Annotated in this window: 20 protein-coding genes and 1 pseudogene; 14 read left to right on the top strand and 7 right to left on the bottom strand. The window is 69.3% G+C overall.

What is annotated here, in order from left to right:
- The 4 genes from HOQ08_RS10965 to rph all read right to left on the bottom strand — a co-directional run.
- Positions 1-1,788: DUF1631 family protein (locus HOQ08_RS10965; protein ID WP_291194497.1), on the bottom strand; the 1,788-nt coding region annotated here is incomplete at its 3' end.
- 70 nt (positions 1,789-1,858) lie between these two features.
- Positions 1,859-3,025, bottom strand: a complete 1,167-nt coding sequence (hemW, locus tag HOQ08_RS10960; RefSeq protein WP_291194493.1) for a radical SAM family heme chaperone HemW — start codon at positions 3,023-3,025, stop codon at positions 1,859-1,861.
- Positions 3,026-3,027: 2 nt separating this feature from the next.
- A complete protein-coding gene (gene rdgB / locus HOQ08_RS10955; RefSeq protein WP_291194491.1) occupies positions 3,028-3,624 on the bottom strand; it encodes an RdgB/HAM1 family non-canonical purine NTP pyrophosphatase in 597 nt (198 codons plus the stop codon).
- A 3-nt stretch (positions 3,625-3,627) separates the two neighbouring features.
- Positions 3,628-4,350: a ribonuclease PH gene (gene rph, locus HOQ08_RS10950; RefSeq protein ID WP_291194488.1), complete on the bottom strand. Its 723-nt coding sequence runs from the start codon at positions 4,348-4,350 to the stop codon at positions 3,628-3,630.
- An 80-nt stretch (positions 4,351-4,430) separates the two neighbouring features.
- Here rph and HOQ08_RS10945 point away from each other — a divergent pair, with 80 nt between their 5' ends.
- The 7 genes from HOQ08_RS10945 to HOQ08_RS10915 all read left to right on the top strand — a co-directional run bounded on the left by HOQ08_RS10945 (position 4,431) and on the right by HOQ08_RS10915 (position 9,493).
- The gene (locus tag HOQ08_RS10945; RefSeq protein WP_291194485.1) at positions 4,431-5,294 is read left to right on the top strand and encodes a YicC/YloC family endoribonuclease; all 864 of its coding nucleotides are present in this window, start codon (positions 4,431-4,433) and stop codon (positions 5,292-5,294) included.
- Complete coding sequence (gene gmk / locus HOQ08_RS10940) at positions 5,291-5,914, top strand: guanylate kinase (RefSeq protein ID WP_291194482.1); 624 nt, start codon at positions 5,291-5,293, stop codon at positions 5,912-5,914. Before HOQ08_RS10945 ends, gmk begins: the two co-directional genes overlap by 4 nt.
- A gap of 95 nt (positions 5,915-6,009) precedes the next feature.
- Entirely contained in the window at positions 6,010-6,837 is an 828-nt protein-coding gene (locus HOQ08_RS10935; protein ID WP_291194479.1) for an ABC transporter ATP-binding protein, read from the top strand.
- Positions 6,834-7,604 carry a lipid asymmetry maintenance ABC transporter permease subunit MlaE gene (gene mlaE, locus HOQ08_RS10930; protein ID WP_291194477.1) on the top strand — a complete coding sequence of 257 codons (771 nt, stop codon included), beginning with the start codon at positions 6,834-6,836 and terminating at the stop codon, positions 7,602-7,604. The genes HOQ08_RS10935 and mlaE overlap by 4 nt, the downstream gene beginning before the upstream one ends.
- A gap of 33 nt (positions 7,605-7,637) precedes the next feature.
- The gene (mlaD, locus tag HOQ08_RS10925) at positions 7,638-8,498 is read left to right on the top strand and encodes an outer membrane lipid asymmetry maintenance protein MlaD (RefSeq protein WP_291194474.1); all 861 of its coding nucleotides are present in this window, start codon (positions 7,638-7,640) and stop codon (positions 8,496-8,498) included.
- Between the two features lie 27 nt (positions 8,499-8,525).
- Entirely contained in the window at positions 8,526-9,197 is a 672-nt protein-coding gene (locus HOQ08_RS10920) for an ABC transporter substrate-binding protein (protein ID WP_291194472.1), read from the top strand.
- Positions 9,194-9,493 carry an STAS domain-containing protein gene (locus HOQ08_RS10915; RefSeq protein ID WP_291194470.1) on the top strand — a complete coding sequence of 100 codons (300 nt, stop codon included), beginning with the start codon at positions 9,194-9,196 and terminating at the stop codon, positions 9,491-9,493. Before HOQ08_RS10920 ends, HOQ08_RS10915 begins: the two co-directional genes overlap by 4 nt.
- A gap of 71 nt (positions 9,494-9,564) precedes the next feature.
- Here the strand turns inward: HOQ08_RS10915 and HOQ08_RS10910 are convergent, their stop codons facing one another.
- The gene (locus HOQ08_RS10910; protein WP_291194467.1) at positions 9,565-10,404 is read right to left on the bottom strand and encodes a VacJ family lipoprotein; all 840 of its coding nucleotides are present in this window, start codon (positions 10,402-10,404) and stop codon (positions 9,565-9,567) included.
- A 188-nt stretch (positions 10,405-10,592) separates the two neighbouring features.
- Here HOQ08_RS10910 and rpoZ point away from each other — a divergent pair, with 188 nt between their 5' ends.
- The 7 genes from rpoZ (at position 10,593) to HOQ08_RS10875 (ending at position 18,817) form a co-directional block, all read left to right on the top strand.
- Entirely contained in the window at positions 10,593-10,883 is a 291-nt protein-coding gene (rpoZ, locus tag HOQ08_RS10905) for a DNA-directed RNA polymerase subunit omega (RefSeq protein WP_091334509.1), read from the top strand.
- A 111-nt stretch (positions 10,884-10,994) separates the two neighbouring features.
- Positions 10,995-13,154 (top strand): bifunctional (p)ppGpp synthetase/guanosine-3',5'-bis(diphosphate) 3'-pyrophosphohydrolase, encoded by a 2,160-nt coding sequence (locus tag HOQ08_RS10900; protein WP_291194461.1) that lies wholly within the window; start codon positions 10,995-10,997, stop codon positions 13,152-13,154.
- A gap of 101 nt (positions 13,155-13,255) precedes the next feature.
- The gene (locus tag HOQ08_RS10895; RefSeq protein WP_291194460.1) at positions 13,256-13,639 is read left to right on the top strand and encodes a RidA family protein; all 384 of its coding nucleotides are present in this window, start codon (positions 13,256-13,258) and stop codon (positions 13,637-13,639) included.
- A gap of 101 nt (positions 13,640-13,740) precedes the next feature.
- Entirely contained in the window at positions 13,741-15,855 is a 2,115-nt protein-coding gene (gene recG / locus HOQ08_RS10890) for an ATP-dependent DNA helicase RecG (RefSeq protein WP_291194457.1), read from the top strand.
- A 100-nt stretch (positions 15,856-15,955) separates the two neighbouring features.
- Positions 15,956-16,888: a nucleoside hydrolase gene (locus tag HOQ08_RS10885; RefSeq protein ID WP_291194454.1), complete on the top strand. Its 933-nt coding sequence runs from the start codon at positions 15,956-15,958 to the stop codon at positions 16,886-16,888.
- Positions 16,889-17,029: 141 nt separating this feature from the next.
- Complete coding sequence (locus HOQ08_RS10880; RefSeq protein WP_291194450.1) at positions 17,030-17,275, top strand: type B 50S ribosomal protein L31; 246 nt, start codon at positions 17,030-17,032, stop codon at positions 17,273-17,275.
- A 246-nt stretch (positions 17,276-17,521) separates the two neighbouring features.
- Positions 17,522-18,817 carry a citrate synthase gene (locus HOQ08_RS10875; RefSeq protein WP_291194445.1) on the top strand — a complete coding sequence of 432 codons (1,296 nt, stop codon included), beginning with the start codon at positions 17,522-17,524 and terminating at the stop codon, positions 18,815-18,817.
- Positions 18,818-18,904: 87 nt separating this feature from the next.
- Here the strand turns inward: HOQ08_RS10875 and HOQ08_RS10870 are convergent, their stop codons facing one another.
- The gene (locus HOQ08_RS10870) at positions 18,905-19,579 is read right to left on the bottom strand and encodes a hypothetical protein (protein ID WP_291194443.1); all 675 of its coding nucleotides are present in this window, start codon (positions 19,577-19,579) and stop codon (positions 18,905-18,907) included.
- Between the two features lie 67 nt (positions 19,580-19,646).
- Positions 19,647-19,979: pseudogene (locus tag HOQ08_RS10865) on the bottom strand (penicillin-binding protein 1A); the annotation flags it as partial.

The following is a 19,979-nucleotide window of genomic DNA, read 5'->3' as shown; positions in this document are numbered from 1 at the left end:
GGCGGGCTCGGGCGTCCGCAAGGGGATGGCCTCGCCGCCGATCAGCCGTTGCGCGACCTGTTCGGCTTCCTCCGCCTGCATGCCGATCTGCTGCAGGTGGTCTTCCACCGCCAGGCGCAGGCTCATTGGATCGTCCACCGGCAGGCGGCCGAGCAACTGGTCGGTCAGACGCAGCCGTTCGGCGAAAGCTTCGCTGTCCTCGCCGTGGCGCAGCAGCGCCAGCGCCAGCACGTCCGACCAGGCGCGGTCGAGCAAGGCGCGCAGCAGGCCGCGCGGCGTCGTTTCGGCGAAGCGCGCCGCCAGCACCTCGGCCGCACGCCGGCGCGCCTGGTGCAGGCGTTCGCGGCCCTGCATCGCCTCCACCTGGCGCCGCTCGGTGACCTGCGCCTTGCGGCTGAGCTGGGCCAGATGGTGGCGGATGTCGGCCAGCAGGGTGGTGTACAGCCCGGCGCTGGGCGGCTCGTGTTGCGCGCGGGCCACGAGGCGGCTGAGCTGCGCGGCCAGGTCCGGGTCGATGTCGGTGCCGTCGCCCCAGTCGTTGCTGGCCTCGGCCAGCGTGCCCAGCAGGTGCCGCGCGGGATGCTCGGCCTGCTCGAAAAAACTGCGGTCGGTCATCGCCATGCGCAGGATCGGCACCTGCAGGTCGCCGAATACGGCGCCCGCGCCGGGCCCGTGCTGAAGCTGCTGGCCGAGTTGTTCGAACAGCCGGGCGACCAGCTCCACCGTATCGTCCTGCTCCGGACTGAGCGCGGTGCGTGGCGCACCGGCCGGCTTGCCGGCGTTGAGGTGGGTCAACAGTTCCTCGCGCAGGCGCTGGGCGCTGCGCAGTTCGCGGCTGGCGCGGTCGGTGACCTGGACCAGATGCCGTTGCAGCGCACCCAGGGCGATCTCCAGCTCGGCCGACGTGGCGGCTGGGCCGGCGGCGGCGTGCATCTCGCCGGTGCGCTGGCGCGCCAGCAGGTCGCGCAGCGTTTCCAGCACGGCGATCGGCTCGTGGCTGGCAGCGGGCGACGCAGGAGCCGCTTCGGCGGCGGCCGCGGGAGCCTTGATCGACGGCGGCGGGGGCGGCGCGTTCGCCGGCCGGGCACCGGCAAAGGCGCGCAGGTGGGGCAGGATGCCGCCGGCCAGCAGGTGGGCGTTGACCGCCTCGTACAGCGGTGCAAGCACGGGGGCGAGCTTGCGCTCGAGCGCCTGCACCAGCAGCACCTGGTGGTCGGACGGCAGGTCCAGCGCCGGCAGCGCCTGGCGCACGGCGGCGCACAGGTTCCGCGGCGATGCCGGCAGATCCATGCCCTCGAGCGGCGGCGCGCCGACCAGTACGGCCATGCGATAGGAAAGCTCGGCCAGCACCGGGCCGGTGTGCGTTTCGCCGCGGGAGATCAGCTGCTCCAGCGCTGCGCTGAGTTCGTGCTCGCTGCGGGCCAGCAGGCTCAGCGAAGGCGTCAAGGCCGGGGTTTCGGCCGCCTCGCGGTCCTCGCCCAGCCGCGCGAAGCTCTCGCCGATGTGTTCCCAGACTCGCCGCAGGAACCCGGCCCGCTGCAGGCGGACCACCGCGCGGCTATCGAAGCAGCGCTGTTGTTCGAGGTGGCCGCGGGAGCGCTCGGCCTGCAGGTAGAGCGCCTGGTCCAGCGCGTCCAGCCCATCCAGCAACGCCGGTTCGAGCCGCGCGCGGCACAAGTCGCGCAGGTCGGCCACCAGGCGCTGGACGCGCACGGGCAGAGCGTGCAGATTGGCCAGATCGTCCGATCCGGGTCTGGTCGCCAGGTGCTGCCTTTGCTCGACATCCATGACGCAGTTCTCGGATTTTTGACGACCGGTAGTGTAGGCGCCTCCGGGTAAGGTCGCCAGAGGCCGCTTTTCAGTCCAGGAACAGCCCGATCAGGTCGTTGAGGAAGCGCTGGCCGAGGGCGGTCGGGTGCAGTCGGCCCGGCTCGCGCTGCAGCCAGCCGCGGGCGTGGGCCCGGGCGAGGGCAGGGGCGATGCGTTCCGGCGCCAGGCCGGTGCGCTCGGCGAAGGCCTCCAGCGGAACGCCCTCGTGCAGGCGCAGCGCGTTGAGCATGTACTCGAAGGGTAGTTCGGCCGGCGATACCGGGCCGTCGCCGCCGATGCGGGCCGGCCCGCCGGCCGCTTCGAGGTAACTGCGCGGGTGGCGGCTCTTCCAGCGCCGGCGCACGGTGCCGGCGGCCGCGTCGGTGAGCTTGCCGTGTGCGCCGGCGCCGATTCCCAGATAGTCGCCGAACTGCCAGTAGTTGAGGTTGTGCCGGCAGCGCCGGTCCGGCCGGGCGTAGGCGGAGATCTCGTACTGGCCGTAGCCGGCCTGCGCCAGGCGCGCCTCGCAGGCCTCCTGCATGGCCCAGGCGTGGTCGTCGTCCGGCAGCGTCGGCGGGTTGGCGGCGAAGGCGGTGTTGGGCTCGAGGGTGAGCTGGTAGTGCGAGATGTGGGTGGGGGCGAGCGCGATGGCACGTTCCACGTCAGCCAGCGCACCGTCGAGCGACTGCTGCGGCAGTGCGTACATCAGGTCCAGGTTGAGATTGACGTAGCCCGAATCCTGCGCGGACTTCACCGCCGCTTCGGCGTCCGCGGCCGAGTGGATGCGGCCCAGCCGCTTCAGCTTGTCGTCGTCGAAGCTCTGGATGCCGAAGGAGAGCCGGTTGACGCCGGCCGCGAGATAGCCGTCGAAGCGGCCGTGCTCGACCGTGCCCGGATTGGTCTCCAGCGTGATCTCGCAGTCGTCCGCGAATGGCAGCCGCGCCCGCGCGCCATCGAGGAAGCGGGCAATGTGTTCCGGCGCGAACAGGCTGGGCGTGCCGCCGCCGAAGAACACGCTGACGATCGGCCGCCCGTGCGCAGCGGCGCCGAAATCGGCCAGGTCGGCGTCCAGATCGGCCAGCAGTGTGTCGACGTACGCGGCGTAGGGCGGCGGCTCGCCGCGCAGGCCATGCGAGTTGAAGTCGCAGTACGGGCATTTCTTCACGCACCAGGGCATGTGCACGTACAGCGCCAGCGGCGGCGCGATCAACCCCATGGCTAGTGCTGCGCGCCCAACTGCTCGTGCAGCCGGGCCAGGGCCTGGCCGCGGTGGCTCAGGCGGTTCTTCAGCGAGGGGTCGAGCTGGGCGGCCGACAGCGCCTGCCCGTCCGGCAGGAACAGCGGGTCGTAGCCGAAGCCGCCGTCGCCGCACTCGGCCTCCAGTACGCGGCCGTGCCAGCGACCCTCGGCGACCAGCGGGGCCGGGTCGTCGGCGTGGCGCAGCAACACCAGCACGCAGATGAAGAAAGCGCCGCGCTTTTCGGTCGGCACGCCTTCCAGGGCGCGCAGCAGCTTGGCGCGGTTGGCCGCGGCGTCGCCATGGGTGCCGGCGTAGCGGGCCGAATACAGGCCAGGGGCGCCGTCGAGCTGCTCCACGCACAGGCCCGAGTCGTCGGCCAGCGCCGGCAGCCGCGTGATGCGCGCGGCATGGCGCGCCTTCAGCAGCGCGTTCTCCACGAAGGTGGTGCCGGTTTCCTCGACATCGACCACGCCCAGGCTGCCCTGGGTGACCACCTCGAAAACGCTGCTGGCCAGCAGCGCGTCGAACTCGGCGAGCTTGCCGCGGTTGCCGCTGGCCAGGACCAGGCGCCGCATTGCTCAGCCCCCCGCCAGTGCCGCGCGCTGTGCGGCGACCAGCTCGGCGATGCCCTTTTCGGCGAGCACCAGCATGGCGTCCATTTCTTCGCGCCGGAACGCATGGCCCTCGGCCGTGCCCTGCACCTCGATGAAGCCGCCACCGTCGTTCATCACCACGTTCATGTCGGTGTCGCAGGCGGAGTCCTCGGCATAGTCCAGGTCCAGCACCGGCATACCTTGATAGATGCCCACCGACACCGCCGCCACCGCGCCGATGATCGGACTGCGCTTCAAGTTCTCGCGCTTCATCAGGAAGTGCACCGCATCGACCAGCGCAACGTAGGCGCCGGTGATCGCTGCGGTGCGGGTGCCGCCGTCGGCCTGGATCACGTCACAGTCCAGCGTGATGACGCGCTCGCCCAGCGCCTGGCGGTTGATGCAGGCGCGCAGGCTGCGGCCGATCAGCCGCTGGATCTCCAGCGTGCGCCCGCCCTGGCTTCCGCGCGCGGCCTCGCGCTGCGTGCGCGTGCCGGTGGCTCGCGGCAGCATGCCGTACTCGGCGGTGACCCAGCCCTCGCCCTTGCCGCGCAGCCACGGCGGCACGCGGTCCTCGATGCTGGCGGTGCACAGCACGCGGGTGTCGCCGAAGCTCACCAGCACCGAGCCCTCGGCATGGCGGGTGTAGTGGCGCTGCAGCGTCACCGGGCGAAGCTGGTCGCTGGCGCGGCCGCTCGGACGGGTCATGGCGGGCTCTCGATCGGACAAGGCGGAGCACGAGAGTTTACCATTGCGACCTTTGCCGCCCGACCATCGAGGCTCCACACATGATCCGCAGCATGACGGCCTATGCCAGCGCCGATACCCAGGGCCCTGCCGGCACGCTCAGCTGCGAGCTGCGCACCGTCAACCACCGCTACCTGGAGCTGAGCCCGCGCCTGCCGGAAGAGCTGCGCGGGTTCGAGCCGGCGTTGCGCGAGCGCGTCGCCGCGCGGCTTTCGCGCGGCAAGGTGGACCTGACCGTGCGGCTGCGCGGCGGCGAGGTGCGCGGCGAGTCGCTGGAGGTGGACGAGGTGGTGCTCGGCCGCCTGGCCACGCTGAACCGCGAGCTCGCCGGGCGCTTCCCCGGCATGCAGGTGCAGCTCACCGAGCTGCTGCGCTTCCCGGGCGTGCTGCGCCAGGCCGAGTCCGACCCGGAAGCGCAGCAGGCGGCATTGTTCGAGGTGCTCGACCGCGCGCTCGACGCGCTCGCCGCCACCCGCGAGCGCGAAGGCGCCCAGCTCGGGGCGATCCTGCGCGACAAGCTCGATGCCATCGAGCGCATCGTCGGGGAGGTGCGCGGCTGGATGCCCGAGATCCGCACCGCGCTGCGCGCCCGCCTGGAGGCGCGCCTGGCCGACCTCAAGCAGCCGGCCGATCCGGGCCGGCTGGAGCAGGAGCTGGTGCTGCAGGTGACCCGCAGCGACGTCGACGAGGAACTCGACCGCCTGGCTACCCACGTCGCCGAAACGCGCCGCGTGCTCGGCCTGAAGGAACCGGTGGGGCGCCGCCTGGACTTCCTGATGCAGGAGTTCAACCGCGAGGCCAACACGCTCGGCTCCAAGTCGGTCGATGCGCGTACCACCAACGCGGCGGTGGAGCTCAAGGTGCTGATCGAGCAGATGCGCGAGCAGGTGCAGAACATCGAATGAGCGCGCCCATGGCCGGCACCCTGTTCATCGTGGCCGCGCCCTCCGGCGCCGGCAAATCCACGCTGGTCAACGCGCTGCTGGAGCGCGAGCCGGCGATCTCGCTGTCGATCTCGCACACCACACGGCCGCCCCGCACGGGCGAGGAATACGGCCGGCATTACTATTTCGTCGAGCATGCCGAGTTCGAGCGACAGATAGCGGCCGGTACCTTCCTGGAGCACGCCGAGGTGCACGGGAACTTCTACGGCACCTCGCTCGCCACGGTGCAGGCCTTGCTCGACCGGGGCCGCGACGTGCTGCTGGAGATCGACTGGCAGGGTGCCGCGCAGATCCGCCGGGCCAAGCCCGACTGCGTGAGCGTGTTCATCCTGCCGCCCTCGCGCGCCGAGCTGGAGCGCCGCCTGCGCGGGCGCGGCTCGGATGCGCCGGAGGTGATCGAGCGGCGCCTGCACAACTCGCGCGAGGAGATCAGCCACGCGCACGAGTTCGACTACATCGTGGTCAACGACGGCTTCGACGAGGCGCTGGCCGACCTGCAGGCAATCGTGCGCGCGGTGCGGCATCGCGGCGAACTGCAGTGGAAGCGGCACGAGGCGCTGATTGCCGAGCTGCTCGCCTGATTTGCGCCCCTCTCTCCATCACTGATCAGGCCGGGGAGAGGGAGCGAGGCGCGGCGCTTGGCCTGCCTTCACCGCTCGGCTACCTTAATCCTCTTATGACCACCTTCGCCGCCCCCACCGAACCGCTGGTGCGCATCCGTGGCCTGACCACGGTGCTCAACGGCAAAACCATCTTCGATGCGCTGGACCTGGACATCCCGCGCGGCAAGGTGACGGCCATCATGGGCCCCAGCGGCACCGGCAAGACCACGCTGCTCAAGCACGTCACCGGGCAGATGCGCGGCGACGCGGGACAGGTGCTGGTCGACGGGCAGGACGTGCCCGAGCTTTCGCGCGAGAAGCTGTTCGCGCTGCGCGAGAAGATCGGCTACCTGTTCCAGAACTCGGCGCTGCTGACCGACTTCGACGTATTCGAGAACGTCGCCTTCCCGCTGCGCCAGCATACGCAGCTGCCGGAAGTGCTGATCCGCAACATCGTGCTGACCAAGCTGCAGGCGGTGGGCCTGCGCGGCGCGGCAGGCCTGATGCCGGCCGAGCTCTCCGGCGGCATGGCGCGGCGCGTGGCGCTGGCGCGGGCGATCGTGTTCGACCCGATGCTGATCCTTTACGACGAGCCGTTCGTGGGCCTGGACCCGATCGCGCTCAGCCAGGTGCTCAAGCTCATCCGCACCCTCAACGAAACACTGGGGATCACCAGCGTGCTGGTGGCGCACGAGCTGGAGGCGATCAAGCAGGTGGCGGACCACGTCTATCTCATCGCCAACGGCAAGGTGGTCGCGCAGGGCGACCCGAAGACCATCGCCGAGGACGGCTCGCCGTGGACGCGGCAGTTCTTCGGTGGCGCGATCGATGGGCCGGTGCCGTTCCAGTACCCGGCCGACGACTACGCGCAGGCGCTGGGCCTGGCCGGAGCCCGCGCATGAGCGCGCAGCCACGACGCAACGTGGTCACCAACGCGTTGGCGCAGATCGGCGAGGCCGGCCTGTTCCTGCTGACCCTGCTAGCGGCCGTGCCGCGCAGCCTGCGCCATGTGCGCGAGACGGTGCGCCAGTTGTGGTTCGTGGGCGCGATGAGCCTGACCATCATCATGGTCTGCGGTCTGTTCGTCGGCATGGTGCTGGGGCTGCAGCTCTACTACGTGCTGTCGATCTTCGGCGGCACCGCGGCCAGCGGCACGGTGGTGGCGATCGCGATCTACCGCGAGCTCGGCCCGGTGGTCACCGCGCTGCTGTTCGCCGGCCGCGCCGGCACCTCGGTCACCGCCGAGATCGGCCTGATGCGCGCCACCGACCAGTTGGCGGCGATGGAGATGATGGCGGTCGACCCGATCGCCTACGTCGCGGTGCCGCGCTACCTGGCCGGGCTGATCGCCATGCCGCTGCTGTGCGCGGTGTTCTGCGCGCTCGGCATCTTCGGCGGGCACCTGGTCGGGGTGACCTGGCTGGGCATCGACAACGGCACCTTCTGGTCGAACATGACCGCCACCGTGGACGTCTGGAAGGACGTGGTCAACGGCATCCTGGTCAAGAGCCTGGCCTTCGGCGCGGTGGTCTCGCTCATCGCCGTGTACCAGGGCTACACCACGCCGCCGACCAGCGAAGGCGTGGCCTACGCCACCACCCGCACCGTGGTTGCCTCGTCCATCGCGATCCTCGCGCTGGACTTCGTGCTGACCGCGTTTCTGATGTGAATGTCTGACGTGATTCCCTTGAGGACCTGAGCCGTGAGCCAGAGAAATTCCTACGCCGTGGGCACCGGCCTGTTCATCGTGCTCGGCTTCGCCGCGCTGGCCTACCTGGCGACGCAGACCACCTCGGTGGCCAACACCCACCAGGGCGCGAGCTACACGGTGCAGGCGCACTTCGCCAACATCGGCCAGCTCAAGGAGCGCGCGCCGGTGAAGATCGCCGGCGTGCGCGTGGGCCAGGTGCGCACGATCGCGCTCGATCCCAAGCGCGAGGCGGCCGACGTGACGTTGGCCATCGACGAGCGCTACAGCCACATCCCCGACGATTCGGTCGCCACCATCTTCACCAGCGGCCTGCTCGGCGACCAGTACGTGGGCATCGAATACGGCAATTCGAAGAAGGACCTTGCCGAGGGCGCCACGCTGGCGCGCACCAAGCCGGCGCAGCAGCTGGAGGAGATGCTCGGCAAGTTCTTCGGCGCCGGCGGCGTGGCCGACAACCTCGGCGGCAGCTACGTGCTCAAGGCGCGCTTCAGCAACGTCGGCGCGCTCTCGGTGGGTGCTCCGGTGAAGATGGCCGGCGTGCCGATCGGCAGCGTGATGGCGGTGCATGCCGATCCGGTCAAGCTGGATGCCGAAGTGGAGCTGGCGATCGACAGGAAGTACGACCAGATCCCGGACGATTCGGCCGCCGCGGTGTTCACCAGCGGTTTGATCGGCACACAGTACGTTGCGGTCCAACCCGGCGGCTCGCCGGAGTTCCTCAAGAACGGTGACGAGATGGTGCTGACCCAGTCGGCGATGCAGCTGGAAGACCTGATCGGCAAGTTCCTGGTCAACGGTTCGCCCACCGAGAAGAAAGAAGCCCCCGCCGAATCCCCCGCCGGCAAACACTGACGCCGGCTTCCCTCAAGGAGTTTCCTCATGTTGCGCACTCTGGCTTTTGCCATGGCCATCGCATTCGGCGCCGCGGCCGCCACTCCCGTGCTGGCCCAGGCCGCCGCCGCGCAGGCGCCGGCCGCCCAGGCCGCCCCGGAGCAGGTGGTCAAGGACATCGCCCACCAGCTGGACATCACCATCGCCGGCCACCGCGAGGAGTTGAAGAACGACAAGGAAAAGTTGATCTCGGTGATCGACGACGTGTTCCTGCCGCACTTCGACATCGACTACGCCTCCATCCTGGTGCTCGGCCGCCATGCGCGCGAGGCCACGCCCGAGCAGCGCGAGCGCTTCGCCAAGGCGTTCTACAACTCGATCACCCACCGCTACGCCGAAGGCCTGCTCAACTACACCAAGGGTGCGGTGCAGGTGCTGCCCTTCAGCGGCGACCTCAACGACAAGCGCACCGTGGTGCGTACCCAGGTGGTGCTGGACGACGGCAAGCGGCTGTCGGTCGACTATGCCTTCCGCAAGAGCAAGAACGGCGACTGGAAGGCCTATGACGTGATCATCGAAGGCATTTCCTACGTCACCAACTACCGCAACCAGGTGGACGCCGAAATCCGCAAGGTCGGTATCGAGAAGCTGATCGCCAACCTGGAGAACCAGGGCGAGAAGGCGCTGGAGACGATGGACAAGGACAGCAAGGCCTCGTGAGCGCGAGCGCCTTCCAGTTGCACCGCCGGGCGCCGGACACACTCGGCGTCAGCGGCGTGCTGAGCTTCGGGACCGCCGCGGCGGCGCTCGCGGCCATCGGCGCGGCTCTGAAGGCCGGGCCGGTCGCACGGCTGGACCTGGCCGGCGTCGAGCGTACCGACAGCGCCGGACTGGCCTGCGTGCTGGCGATCCGGGCCGAGGCGCAGCGCCTGGGCCGCCCGCTCACTGTGACGAACATGCCCGAAGGCATGCGTACCCTGGCGCAGGTGTGCGAAGTGGAATCATTGCTGGGCTGACCTGCGCTTGCCGCGAGTAAACGAAAAGGGCCCGAGGGGGCCCTTTTCGTCGTCGCGCCGGCGCCGGTCGTTCAGTGCTTCTGGGGCGGCTCGCCGTTGTCGCCCGGATGCTTCTTCTCCCACTGGTGCTGCTCGTCCAGCAGCTCTTCCGGGTCGAAGTTGTCCTCGTTCAGTCCCTGCATCTGCTGGATCACCTCGGCCGGCGGATTGCCGTCGTAGATCTGATACACGCGCTGCTGGCGGTAGGCATCACGCATGAACACGTACGGGTCGTAGGCGGACTTCAGGAAACCTTCCGCATCGATGCCGCGCGAGCGCAGCGTCACCAGGTACATCATCTGCGGCAGGTACTGCTGGCCATAGTCGTAGTGGTTGTTGCGCGCGTAGATCGACAGCGGATCGAAGAAATAGCTGTCCACGGGCAGGCGCCATACGTCGCGTGTGGTGGTGGGCCCGACGAAGGGCAGCACCAGGTAGTCGCCGTCCGGCACGCCCCAGCGCGCCAGGGTCACGCCGAAATCGTTGTCCTCAAGCGGGATACCCAACTGGCTGGCCGGGTCGAAGAAGCCGCCCAGGCCGAGCGTGAGGTTGACCAGGAAGCGGCCGCTGCTCTGCAGCGCCTGCTTGGGGCGTGCCTGCAGCAGGTCGTTGGCCACCGTGATCGGCATGCGCAGGTTGGTGAAGAAGTCGCTCATCGAGCGGCGCACCGGCGGGTTGGTCACCTTGCGGTAGCCCACCGCGACCGGGCGGATCACCGCCTTGTCCATCGCGTCGTTGAAGGCGTAGACCTTGCGGTTGTATTGCTGCAGTGGATCGTCCGTGCGCGGCTTGGCGATGGTGCAGCCGGCCAGCAGGGCCAGGGCGGCCAGCGGCAGCAGGCGACTCAAGGAAAGGCGGGGCAGGGAGGGCATCGGCTTCGGGAATCCGCTACGGGTACCGCAAAAGTGTACCGCCTGGTTTTATATTTTTGGAGTCGGGCGGATCGGCGCAGGGCCGCCGATGGAATCGCGCATGATACGCGCATGCCGCATTGCCAGCCAAGCCGCCGCTCCGCTACACTTGCCCTTCTCTAAGTCGCTTTATTGCTTGAGGATTTCGCATGGCCCGCATTACCGTGGAAGATTGCCTCGAGGTGGTCGACAACCGCTTCGAGCTGGTGCTGATGGCGACCAAGCGCGCCCGCCAGCTGGAAAAGGGTGCCGAGCCGGCGGTCCATCCCGACCACGACAAGCCCACCGTGCTCGCCCTGCGCGAGATCGCCGACCGCCGTATCGACCAGGCCACGATCGACGAGATCGACCGTGCCGAGCGCGAGCGCGCCGAGCGCGAGGCGCTGGAATGGGCGGCCGCCGAAGTCGATGACGATCTTTCCAAGGGCGGCGACGACTGATGCGCGCCGACGGCTGCCGATGGTGCAGTCGTCCTGCCGGCGCCGCCGGCATGCTGGTCGTTTCCAACGGTCGCCGGTACGGGAGCGCCGTCTGAGCGGGGCGCCGATCCTATGACGGCGACCACGCCCTCCGCTTCCGTGGATGCGTCCGTGCTGCCCCCCTACGTGCTGGCGCTCAAGGAGCGCGTGGCCTATCTCCCCGAAGCCCAGGTAGCGCGCGTGCTGCGCGCGTACGAGGTCGGCGCGCATGCGCACCGCGGGCAGGCGCGCAAGAGCGGCGAGCCCTACATCACCCACCCGGTCGCCGTCGCCGGCATCCTCGCCGAACTGGGCCTGGACGCCGAGACCATCATCGCGGCGATCCTGCACGACACGCTGGAAGACACCGAGCTCAGCCGCACCGACATCACCGCCGAGTTCGGCGATGTCGTGGCCGATCTGGTCGACGGCGTCACCAAGCTGGACAAGATGCGCTTCTCCAGCCGCCAGGAGGCCGACGCGGAAAGTTTCCGCAAGATGCTGCTGGCGATGGCGCGCGACATCCGCGTGATCCTGATCAAGCTCGCCGACCGCCTGCACAACATGCGCACGCTCGGCGCCAAGGAGGCGCCCGCGCGCCGCCGCATCGCCAGCGAGACGCTGGAGATCTACGCGCCGATCGCCCAGCGGCTGGGCATGAACAAGTTCAAGGCGGAGCTGCAGGACCTGGGCTTCCGCGCGCTCTATCCGGACCGCTACCGCGTCATCAGCGAGCGCATCCGCGCCGCACTGGGCAACCGCCGCGAGGTGATGAGCAAGATCGAGCACGCGCTCGCCACCCGGCTCGCCGCCGAGCACCTGCCGGCCAAGGTGGTCGGCCGCATCAAGTCGCCGTGGAGCATCTATTCGAAGATGCGCAACGAGCACAAGAGCTTCGCGCAGCTGATGGACGTGTACGGCTTCCGCGTGGTGGTCGATACCGCCATGAGCTGCTACATGGCGCTCGGCGCCGTGCACTCGCTGTACAAGCCGGTCGACCGGCGCTTCAAGGACTTCATCGCGATCCCCAAGGCGAACGGCTACCAGTCGCTGCATACCGTGCTGCTGGGGCCGTTCGGCGCACCGATCGAGGTACAGGTGCGCACGGCCGAGATGGACTCGGTGGCCGAGCGCGGCGTCGCGGCCCACTGGGCCTACAAGACCGATTCGGGCCCGGCCAACAGCGCCCAGGCACGGGCGCGCGAGTGGCTCTCGGCGCTGGCCGACAGCCAGGCCCACACGCCCTCGTCGGCCGAGTTCATCGAGAACGTCAAGATCGACCTCTTTCCCGACGAGGTCTACCTGTTCACCCCGCGCGGCGACATCCTGGCGCTGCCGCGCAACGCCACGGCGCTGGACTTCGCCTATGCCGTGCACACCGACGTGGGCGACCATGCGGTGGCGGTGCGGGTGGACAAGAAGCTGCTGCCGCTGCGCACGCGGCTGGAATCGGGTCAGCTGGTGGAGATCATCACCGCGCCTTCGGCCGTGCCCAACCCGGCCTGGCTGGAGTTCGTCGTCACCGGCAAGGCGCGCACGGCGATCCGCCAGTACCTGAAGCACCTGCAGCACGAGGACGCGGTGGACTTCGGCCACCGCATGCTCGACCGCGCGCTGGACGCGCTGGGCACCAACATCGACGCGATCCCGGCCAAGGTGCTCGAGCGCTTCCTGGAAGAGGCCAAGCTGCGCCGCCTGGAGGAACTGCTGGCCGACATCGCGCTGGGCAACCGCATGCCTGACCAGGTCGCGCACCATCTGGTCGCGCTGCGCGGCGGGCGGCACGCGACGGCCGCGCCGCATCCCAGCGAAAAGATCCGCATCACCGGCGCCGAGCGCGGCGTGTTGAGCTTCGGCAACTGCTGCCACCCGCTGCCGGGCGACGAGATCGTCGGCTATCTCTCTTCCGGCAAGGGCATCGTGGTGCATCGCGTGGAATGCCCCAACGTGGCCGAGTTCCGCAAGTCGCCCGAGCGCTGCGTCGCGATCGAGTGGGATCGCGACGTGCAGGGCGACTACCGCGCCGAACTGCGCATCGAGGTCATCAACCGCCCAGGCGTGCTGGCCACGGTGGCTGCCGCGATCGCCGCGGCCGACTCCAACATCGAGAACGTCGAATACGTCGAGCGCGACGCCGCGGCGGCCACGCTGCTGTTCGCGATGGAAGTGAAGAACCGCAAGCACCTGGCCGACGTGATCCGCCGCGTGCGGCGCACCGGGGTGGTCAGCGGCGCCTACCGCTATCCGCTCTGAATCCGGCGGGTGGCGCCAGCCATCGCAGTAGCGGTTCGTCTTCCGGGCATCGGGCGCGGCCGGTTTACACTGGCAGGCCTTACCCGCCACGAGGCCGCACCATGACCCGCAGCATCATCCACTCCGAACAGGCGCCCGCCGCGATCGGCCCGTACTCGCAGGCCGTGCGCCACGGCAACACCGTGTACTTCTCCGGCCAGACGCCGCTGGACCCGGCCACCGGTATGCTGGTCGAGGGCGACATCAGCACGCAGACGCGACGCGTGTTCGACAACCTGGCGGCCGTGGCCAAGGCCGCGGGTGGCTCGTTCGCGCAGTTCGTGCGCGTGGGCATCTACGTGACGGACCTGGCCAACTTCGCCGCGGTGAACGCGGTGATGGCCGAGTATTTCCAGCAGCCCTATCCGGCGCGCTCCACCATCGAAGTGTCCGCGCTGCCCAAGGGCGCACAGGTGGAGATCGACGCGATCATGGTGCTCGACTGACATCTCCGGTTGCATGCGCCGGGCGCTGACCACCCGGCGCGGCAGATGCCCACAACCCCGTGCTGCATCGCCCTGTCGCGCTGGGCTAGGCTAGGCAACCCATGCCCGCCCGCAGCGCCAGCGCCGTCGTCCCGCCCGCCGCCGATCCCGGCGCGTTGCCAGTCGGTGCGTTGCCGGGCGTCGGTCCGGCACTGGTCGAGGCGCTCGCCCGGCTGGGCCTGGAGCGCGTGCAGGACCTCTGGTTCCACCTGCCGCTGCGCTACGAGGACAGGACCCGCCTTACCGCCATCGCCGACCTGCGGCCCGGCGAGCGCGTGCAGGTGCTCGGCACCGTGGAGGCGGTGGAGCGCGGTTTCCGCTACCGGCCGCAGCTGAAGGTCGCCGTCGGCGACGACTCGCGGCAGACGCTGCTGCTGCGATTTTTCCATTTCCACCGGGCACAGGCGGACCAGCTCAAGCCGGGCCTGCGGCTGCTCTGCTATGGCGAGGTGCGCCAGGGCGCGCAAGGCCTGGAGATGGTGCATCCGCAATACCAGCGCGTGGACGGGGACGGCGCGGTGGCGATGGACGAGCGCCTGAGTCCCGTCTATCCGACTACCGAAGGCCTGGGCCAGAAGCGGCTGGTCGGCGTGATCGACAAGGCGCTTGCGCTGCTGCCCCCGGATGCTGTGCTGGAACTGATCCCGCCGGCGCTGTGCGCCGAGCATGGACTGACCTCGCTGCGCGAGGCCCTGCTGTACGCCCATCGCCCGCCGCCGGACGCGCCACTGGCCGAGCTCGTCAGCGGCCGGCACCCGGCGCAGCAGCGCCTGGCCTTCGAGGAACTGCTCACCCAGCATCTGAGCCTGAAGCGCATGCGGGCGGCCGTGCGCCGACGGCGCGCGCCGGTATTCGACGGTGCTGGCGAGCTGCGCGCGGGATTCGTCGAGCGCCTGCCGTTTCAGCTCACCGGCGCGCAGCGGCGCGTCGCGGGCGAGGTGCTTGGCGCCCTGGCGCAGGCCAGGCCGATGCTGCGCCTGGTGCAGGGCGACGTCGGCAGCGGCAAGACCGCGGTCGCTGCGCTGGCGGCACTGGCCGCCGTGGAGGCCGGCTGGCAGGTCGCGCTGATGGCGCCTACCGAGCTGCTGGCCGAGCAGCACCTGCGCAATTTCCGCCACTGGCTGGAGCCGCACGGCGTTGCGGTCGAGTGGCTGGCCGGCAAGCAGCAGGGCAAGGCACGCGCCGGCGCACTGGCGCGGGTGGCCGGTGGCGCGCCGGTAGTGGTCGGCACGCACGCCCTGATGCAGGAGGGCGTCGCCTTCGCGCGCCTGGGGCTGGTCATCGTCGACGAGCAGCACCGCTTCGGCGTGCAGCAACGCCTGGCGCTGCGCGACAAGGGGCTCGAGGGCGAACTGGTGCCGCACCAGCTGGTGCTCACCGCCACGCCGATCCCGCGCACGCTGGCGATGAGCGCGTATGCCGACCTCGATGTCTCCTCCATCGACGAGCTGCCGCCGGGGCGCACGCCGGTGCAGACCGTGGCGGTCTCCAACGCACGCCGCACGGAAGTGATCGAGCGCATCCATGCCGCCTGCGCGGAGGGCCGGCAGGCCTACTGGGTATGCACGTTGATCGAGGAGTCCGAGCAGCTGCGCGCGCAGGCGGCCGAAGTGGCGCATGCCGAGCTCTCCGCCGCGCTGGCCGATTGCCGCGTGGGCCTGATCCACGGCCGCATGAAGCCGAAGGAGAAGCAGGCCGTGATGGATGCCTTCAAGGCCGGCGACCTGGCGGTGCTGGTCGCCACCACGGTGATCGAGGTGGGCGTGGATGTCCCCAACGCCAGCCTGATGGTGATCGAGAACAGCGAGCGGCTGGGCCTGGCCCAGCTGCATCAGCTGCGTGGCCGCGTTGGCCGCGGCGCGGTGGCCTCCAACTGCGTGCTGCTCTACCAGCCGCCGCTCGGACAGCTTGCGCGCGAGCGCCTCAACGTGATGCGCGAGACCTGCGATGGCTTCCGCATCGCCGAGAAGGACCTGGAGCTGCGTGGCCCGGGCGAAGTGCTCGGCACCCGGCAGACCGGCCAGCTTGCCTTCCGCATCGCCGACCTCGCGCGTGACGCGCACCTGCTGCCGGCCGTGCAGCATGTCGGCGAAGCCATGCTCCGCCAGCAGCCGCGAGCCGCCGAGCGATTGATCGAGCGCTGGATCGGCGGCGCTGCGCGCTACGCGCACGCTTGACCCATGGCCCGAAAGGGCAGCATTCGCCCATCGGCGTGAGCGGCTATCCAAGCCTCGTTCCAGCGCCGTAAGCTTGCGGTTTTCCGGAGACGACGCAGGCATGACCCGACCGCAGCTCCTGATCGATACCGACCCCGGCGTCGACGATGCCCTTGCCATCCTGATGGCGCACGCGCACGGCGACGTGGCCGGCCTCTCCATCGCCGCCGGCAACGTGGGTCTGGAGCATACGGTGCGCAACGCACGCGTGCTGGTCGACCTGCTCGATGCGCGCACGCCGGTGTTCCCCGGTTGCGCCACGCCGCTGGTGCGCATGCCCGAGGAAAATGCGGCGTTCGTGCACGGCCGTGATGGCTTCGGCGACGTCGGCTTCTCCGAGCCGAGGAACGAGGCAGGCGGCGAGGCCGCCGCACTGGCGCTGGTGCGGCTGACCCGCCAGCGTCCCGGCGAGCTGACCCTGGTCGCGCTGGCGCCGCTGACCAACCTCGCACTGGCGTTGCGGCTCGATCCGGCCCTGCCGACGCGGATCAGGCGGCTGGTGGTGATGGGCGGTGCGGTAACCGGCCAGGGCAACACCGGCCGGATACCGGCGGAGTTCAACATCGGCTTCGACCCGGAGTCGGCACACGTGGTGTTCGAGGCGTTCAAGGATTTCGACCTGGTCGACTGGGAGCTGACCCTGCGCCACGCTTTCGACGATGACGAATTCGATGGCTGGCTGGCCGCTGGCGACAAGCGCGCGCAGTTCTACGGCGGCATCTGCCAGGTCGCGCGCAGGACCAACCGCGAGCGCGGGCGCCGCGGCGTCATTGTTGCGGATGCGCTGGCCATGGCCGTGGCGATCGACCCGGCGGTGGTGGTGCGCAGCGAGCGGCGCGCGGTGGCGGTGGAGCTGGACGGGCGGTTGACCCGAGGCGCTACAGTGGTCGATTGGGCCAACCGGCTCGGGCGGCCTGCCAACGCCAACATCGTGCTGCAGCTGGATCGGGAGCGGTTCGCGGCGATGGTGCGCAGGGCGTTGGGCGTGGATTGAGCCCGAAGGCGGCCAGGAAAGAGCGAAAGGTGCCGGCTGGGGAAGAGGGTGCGGCGAGGCCTCGTTCCCGTGCGCAAGTTGACCGTGCCGTCGGCCGGCGGCTACAATGCCGCTCTTTTCACCCGCCGCTTTGAGTCCGTCATGAAGCCCGATATCCATCCGAACTACCGCCCGGTGGTGTTCCAGGACCTGTCGTCCGACTTCGCGTTCCTGACGCGTTCGACGATCGCCACCAAGGAAACCGTCAAGTGGGAAGACGGCAACGAGTACCCGCTGGTCAAGGTGGATATCTCCAGCCATTCCCATCCGTTCTATACCGGCAAGCAGAAGAACATCGACGCCGGCGGCCGCGTGGACAAGTTCCGCCGCCGCTACGGCCAGAAGTAAGCCGTACGATCAGGCCCGCCGCCGCGGCAGTGGCGGGCTCTCGACCAGGGACACGGGGCGGGCCATCGGCTCGCCCCGTGTCCTTTTGTGCGCTCGCGCATCCCCATCCGCGGGCGGATGTTGCGCGGTCGATGTGCGATAATGCTGCGGTTGCATCGGCTGTCTTCCCCGGGCGCGATGCCATTCCCTTGCCGGCCGGTGCCCCAGCGCGCGTACCCCGGTGCGTCTTTCGTGAAGGAGGTTCCCGTGTCCGATTCCAAGGTCGTCAAGCTCGTCGATGAATCGAGCAACCGCAGCAGCACGCTGCCCTTGCTCAGCGGGACCCTGGGCCCCTCGTGCATCGACCTGGGTACGCTGTACAAGGACACCGGCCACTTCACCTACGACCCGGGCTTCGGTTCGACCGCCAGCACCAAGAGCGCGATCACCTACATCGACGGCGACCAGGGCGTGCTGCTGTACCGTGGCTACCCGATCGAACAACTGGCCGAGAAGTCCACTTTCCTCGAGGTGGCCTACCTGCTGCTCAACGGAGAGCTGCCCAAGCAGGACGAATTCGCGAGCTTCGAGCACCAGATCACGCATCACACGATGATGCATGAGTCGCTGAAGAACTTCTTCCAGGGCTTCCACCACGATGCGCACCCGATGGCCATGCTGGCCGCGTCGGTCGCTTCGCTGTCGGCCTTCTACCACGACGACCTCAACGTCGACGATGCGGCCGACCGCAAGCTCGCGGCGATCCGGCTGATCGCCAAGATGCCGACCATCGCCGCTGCCTGCTACCGCTACTCGATCGGCTGGCCGTTCCGCTACCCGCGCAACAACCTCGAGTACGTCGAGCGCTTCCTGCACATGATGTTCGAGGTGCCGAGCGAGCCGCTGCAGTTGAACCCGGTGGCCGCCAAGGCGCTGGACCTCTTGTTCATCCTGCACGCCGACCACGAGCAGAACGCCTCCACCTCGACGGTGCGCCTGGTCGGCTCGACCGGCGCCAACCCGTACGCCTCGATCGCCGCGGGCATCACCGCGCTGTGGGGGCCGGCGCACGGTGGCGCCAACGAGGCGGTGCTCAAGCAGCTGGAGGAGATCGGCTCGCCCGACCGCGTGGAGACCGCGGTCAAGCGCGCCAAGGACAAGAACGACAGTTTCCGCCTGATGGGCTTCGGCCACCGCGTCTACAAGAACTTCGACCCGCGCGCGAAGATCATCCGCGAGATGTGCCACAAGGTGCTCGCCGAGCTGGGCGTCAACGACCCGCTGCTGGACGTTGCGATGAAGCTGGAAGAGGCGGCGCTGAAGGACGACTACTTCGTCGAGCGCAAGCTTTATCCGAACGTGGATTTCTACTCGGGCATCATCTACAAGGCGCTGGGCATTCCGACCGAGATGTTCACCGTGATGTTCGCCATCGCGCGCACCGCCGGCTGGATCGCGCACTGGATCGAGCAGCATGAGACTCCAGGGTCCCGCATCGGCCGTCCGCGCCAGATCTACACCGGCGCCGACGTGCGCGACTACGTGCCGACCGGCAAGCGCTGAGCCGCGTCGGCCTCGGTCCGCCCAAACGCCCCGGTCACGCCGGGGCGTTTTCGTTCGGCCGGTGCCATCGACGTCTGCGGCCGGCCGCTAGCGGCGCGCGGCGGCGAGCATCCGCTCGAAGTCGTCGCCGGAGGCGCTCTCGTCCAACAGTTCCTCCACCATCGCCAGCGAGGCACGCCGCATCGGTTTTTCGTCGATGCGGTCCAGCGGCGCCTGGCGCAGTGCGTCGCGCGGCATCACGGTGAGATCGAACGGCAGCGCATCGGCGGCGAACAGCAGCACCGGATAGTCCGCCTGCTCCTCGCGGCTGAGGCGCAGGCGGCGGGTCTGCAGTTCGGCCGGCACGCCGTGTTCGCGCAGGAACAGCGCAACCGCGTCCGGATCGTCGCTGAAAACGTGCAGGCAGACGGCCGAATGCGCGTCGGCGGTGCCTTCGAGCACCGGCCCGACCAGGCGCGGATCGAAGCGGCCGAGGAAACGCATGGCTTCCACCGCGGCCTCGCGGCGGGCCTTGAGCTGCTGCGGCTGGCTGTCGGCATCGAACAGGCGCTGGCGCTCGCGCAGCGCCTGCTCGATCTCCTGGTTGCGCGGCAGCGCCTGCGCGTCGTGGATGCTCAGCCGCTCGGCGGCCTTGAGCTTGGCGTGGTGGAAGTCGCGGATGCCGTGCTCGCTCATCAGCCGGGCGGCCTCCTGGGCCACCCGCAGCCGGTTGCGCTGCTGGCGATCGTGCGCATGGATGCGATGGTGCTCGCCGCGTGCCATGGTCGTCGCTCCTTGGAGGGGCCGGATCGACAGCGAAGCCGATCCGGCGTGAGGGCCGTGTCGCCCGTCAGAAGATATCGTAAGGGTGCTGTTCGTCCTGATTCTGTTGCTGCTGCGCGGCCTGGGCGCGCAGGCGGTCGACGTCCTCCACCTTGAAAATCTCGTTCATGGCATTGGGATCGTCCGGCGAAGTGGGCAAGCCGCTCTGGCGGTTGATCTGTACGGTAGCGATACCCGGCGGCATCGGCAGCGCATTGGAAGGCAGGCCCTTGAGCACGCTGCCCATGTAATCCATCCAGATCGGCAGCGCCGCCTGCGCGCCGAACTCGCCCACGCCGTGGGAGCGGCCCAGCGAGCTGAAGTCGTCGAAGCCGACCCACACCGAGGTGGACAGGTTGCC

Origin of the sequence: Frateuria sp., from assembly GCF_013362045.1 — a bacterium.
In the GTDB taxonomy this organism is placed as follows: Bacteria; Pseudomonadota; Gammaproteobacteria; order Xanthomonadales; family Rhodanobacteraceae; genus Frateuria_A.
Note: the sequence above shows the minus strand (reverse complement) of the source record. Positions and strands in the feature narration are given on the sequence as shown.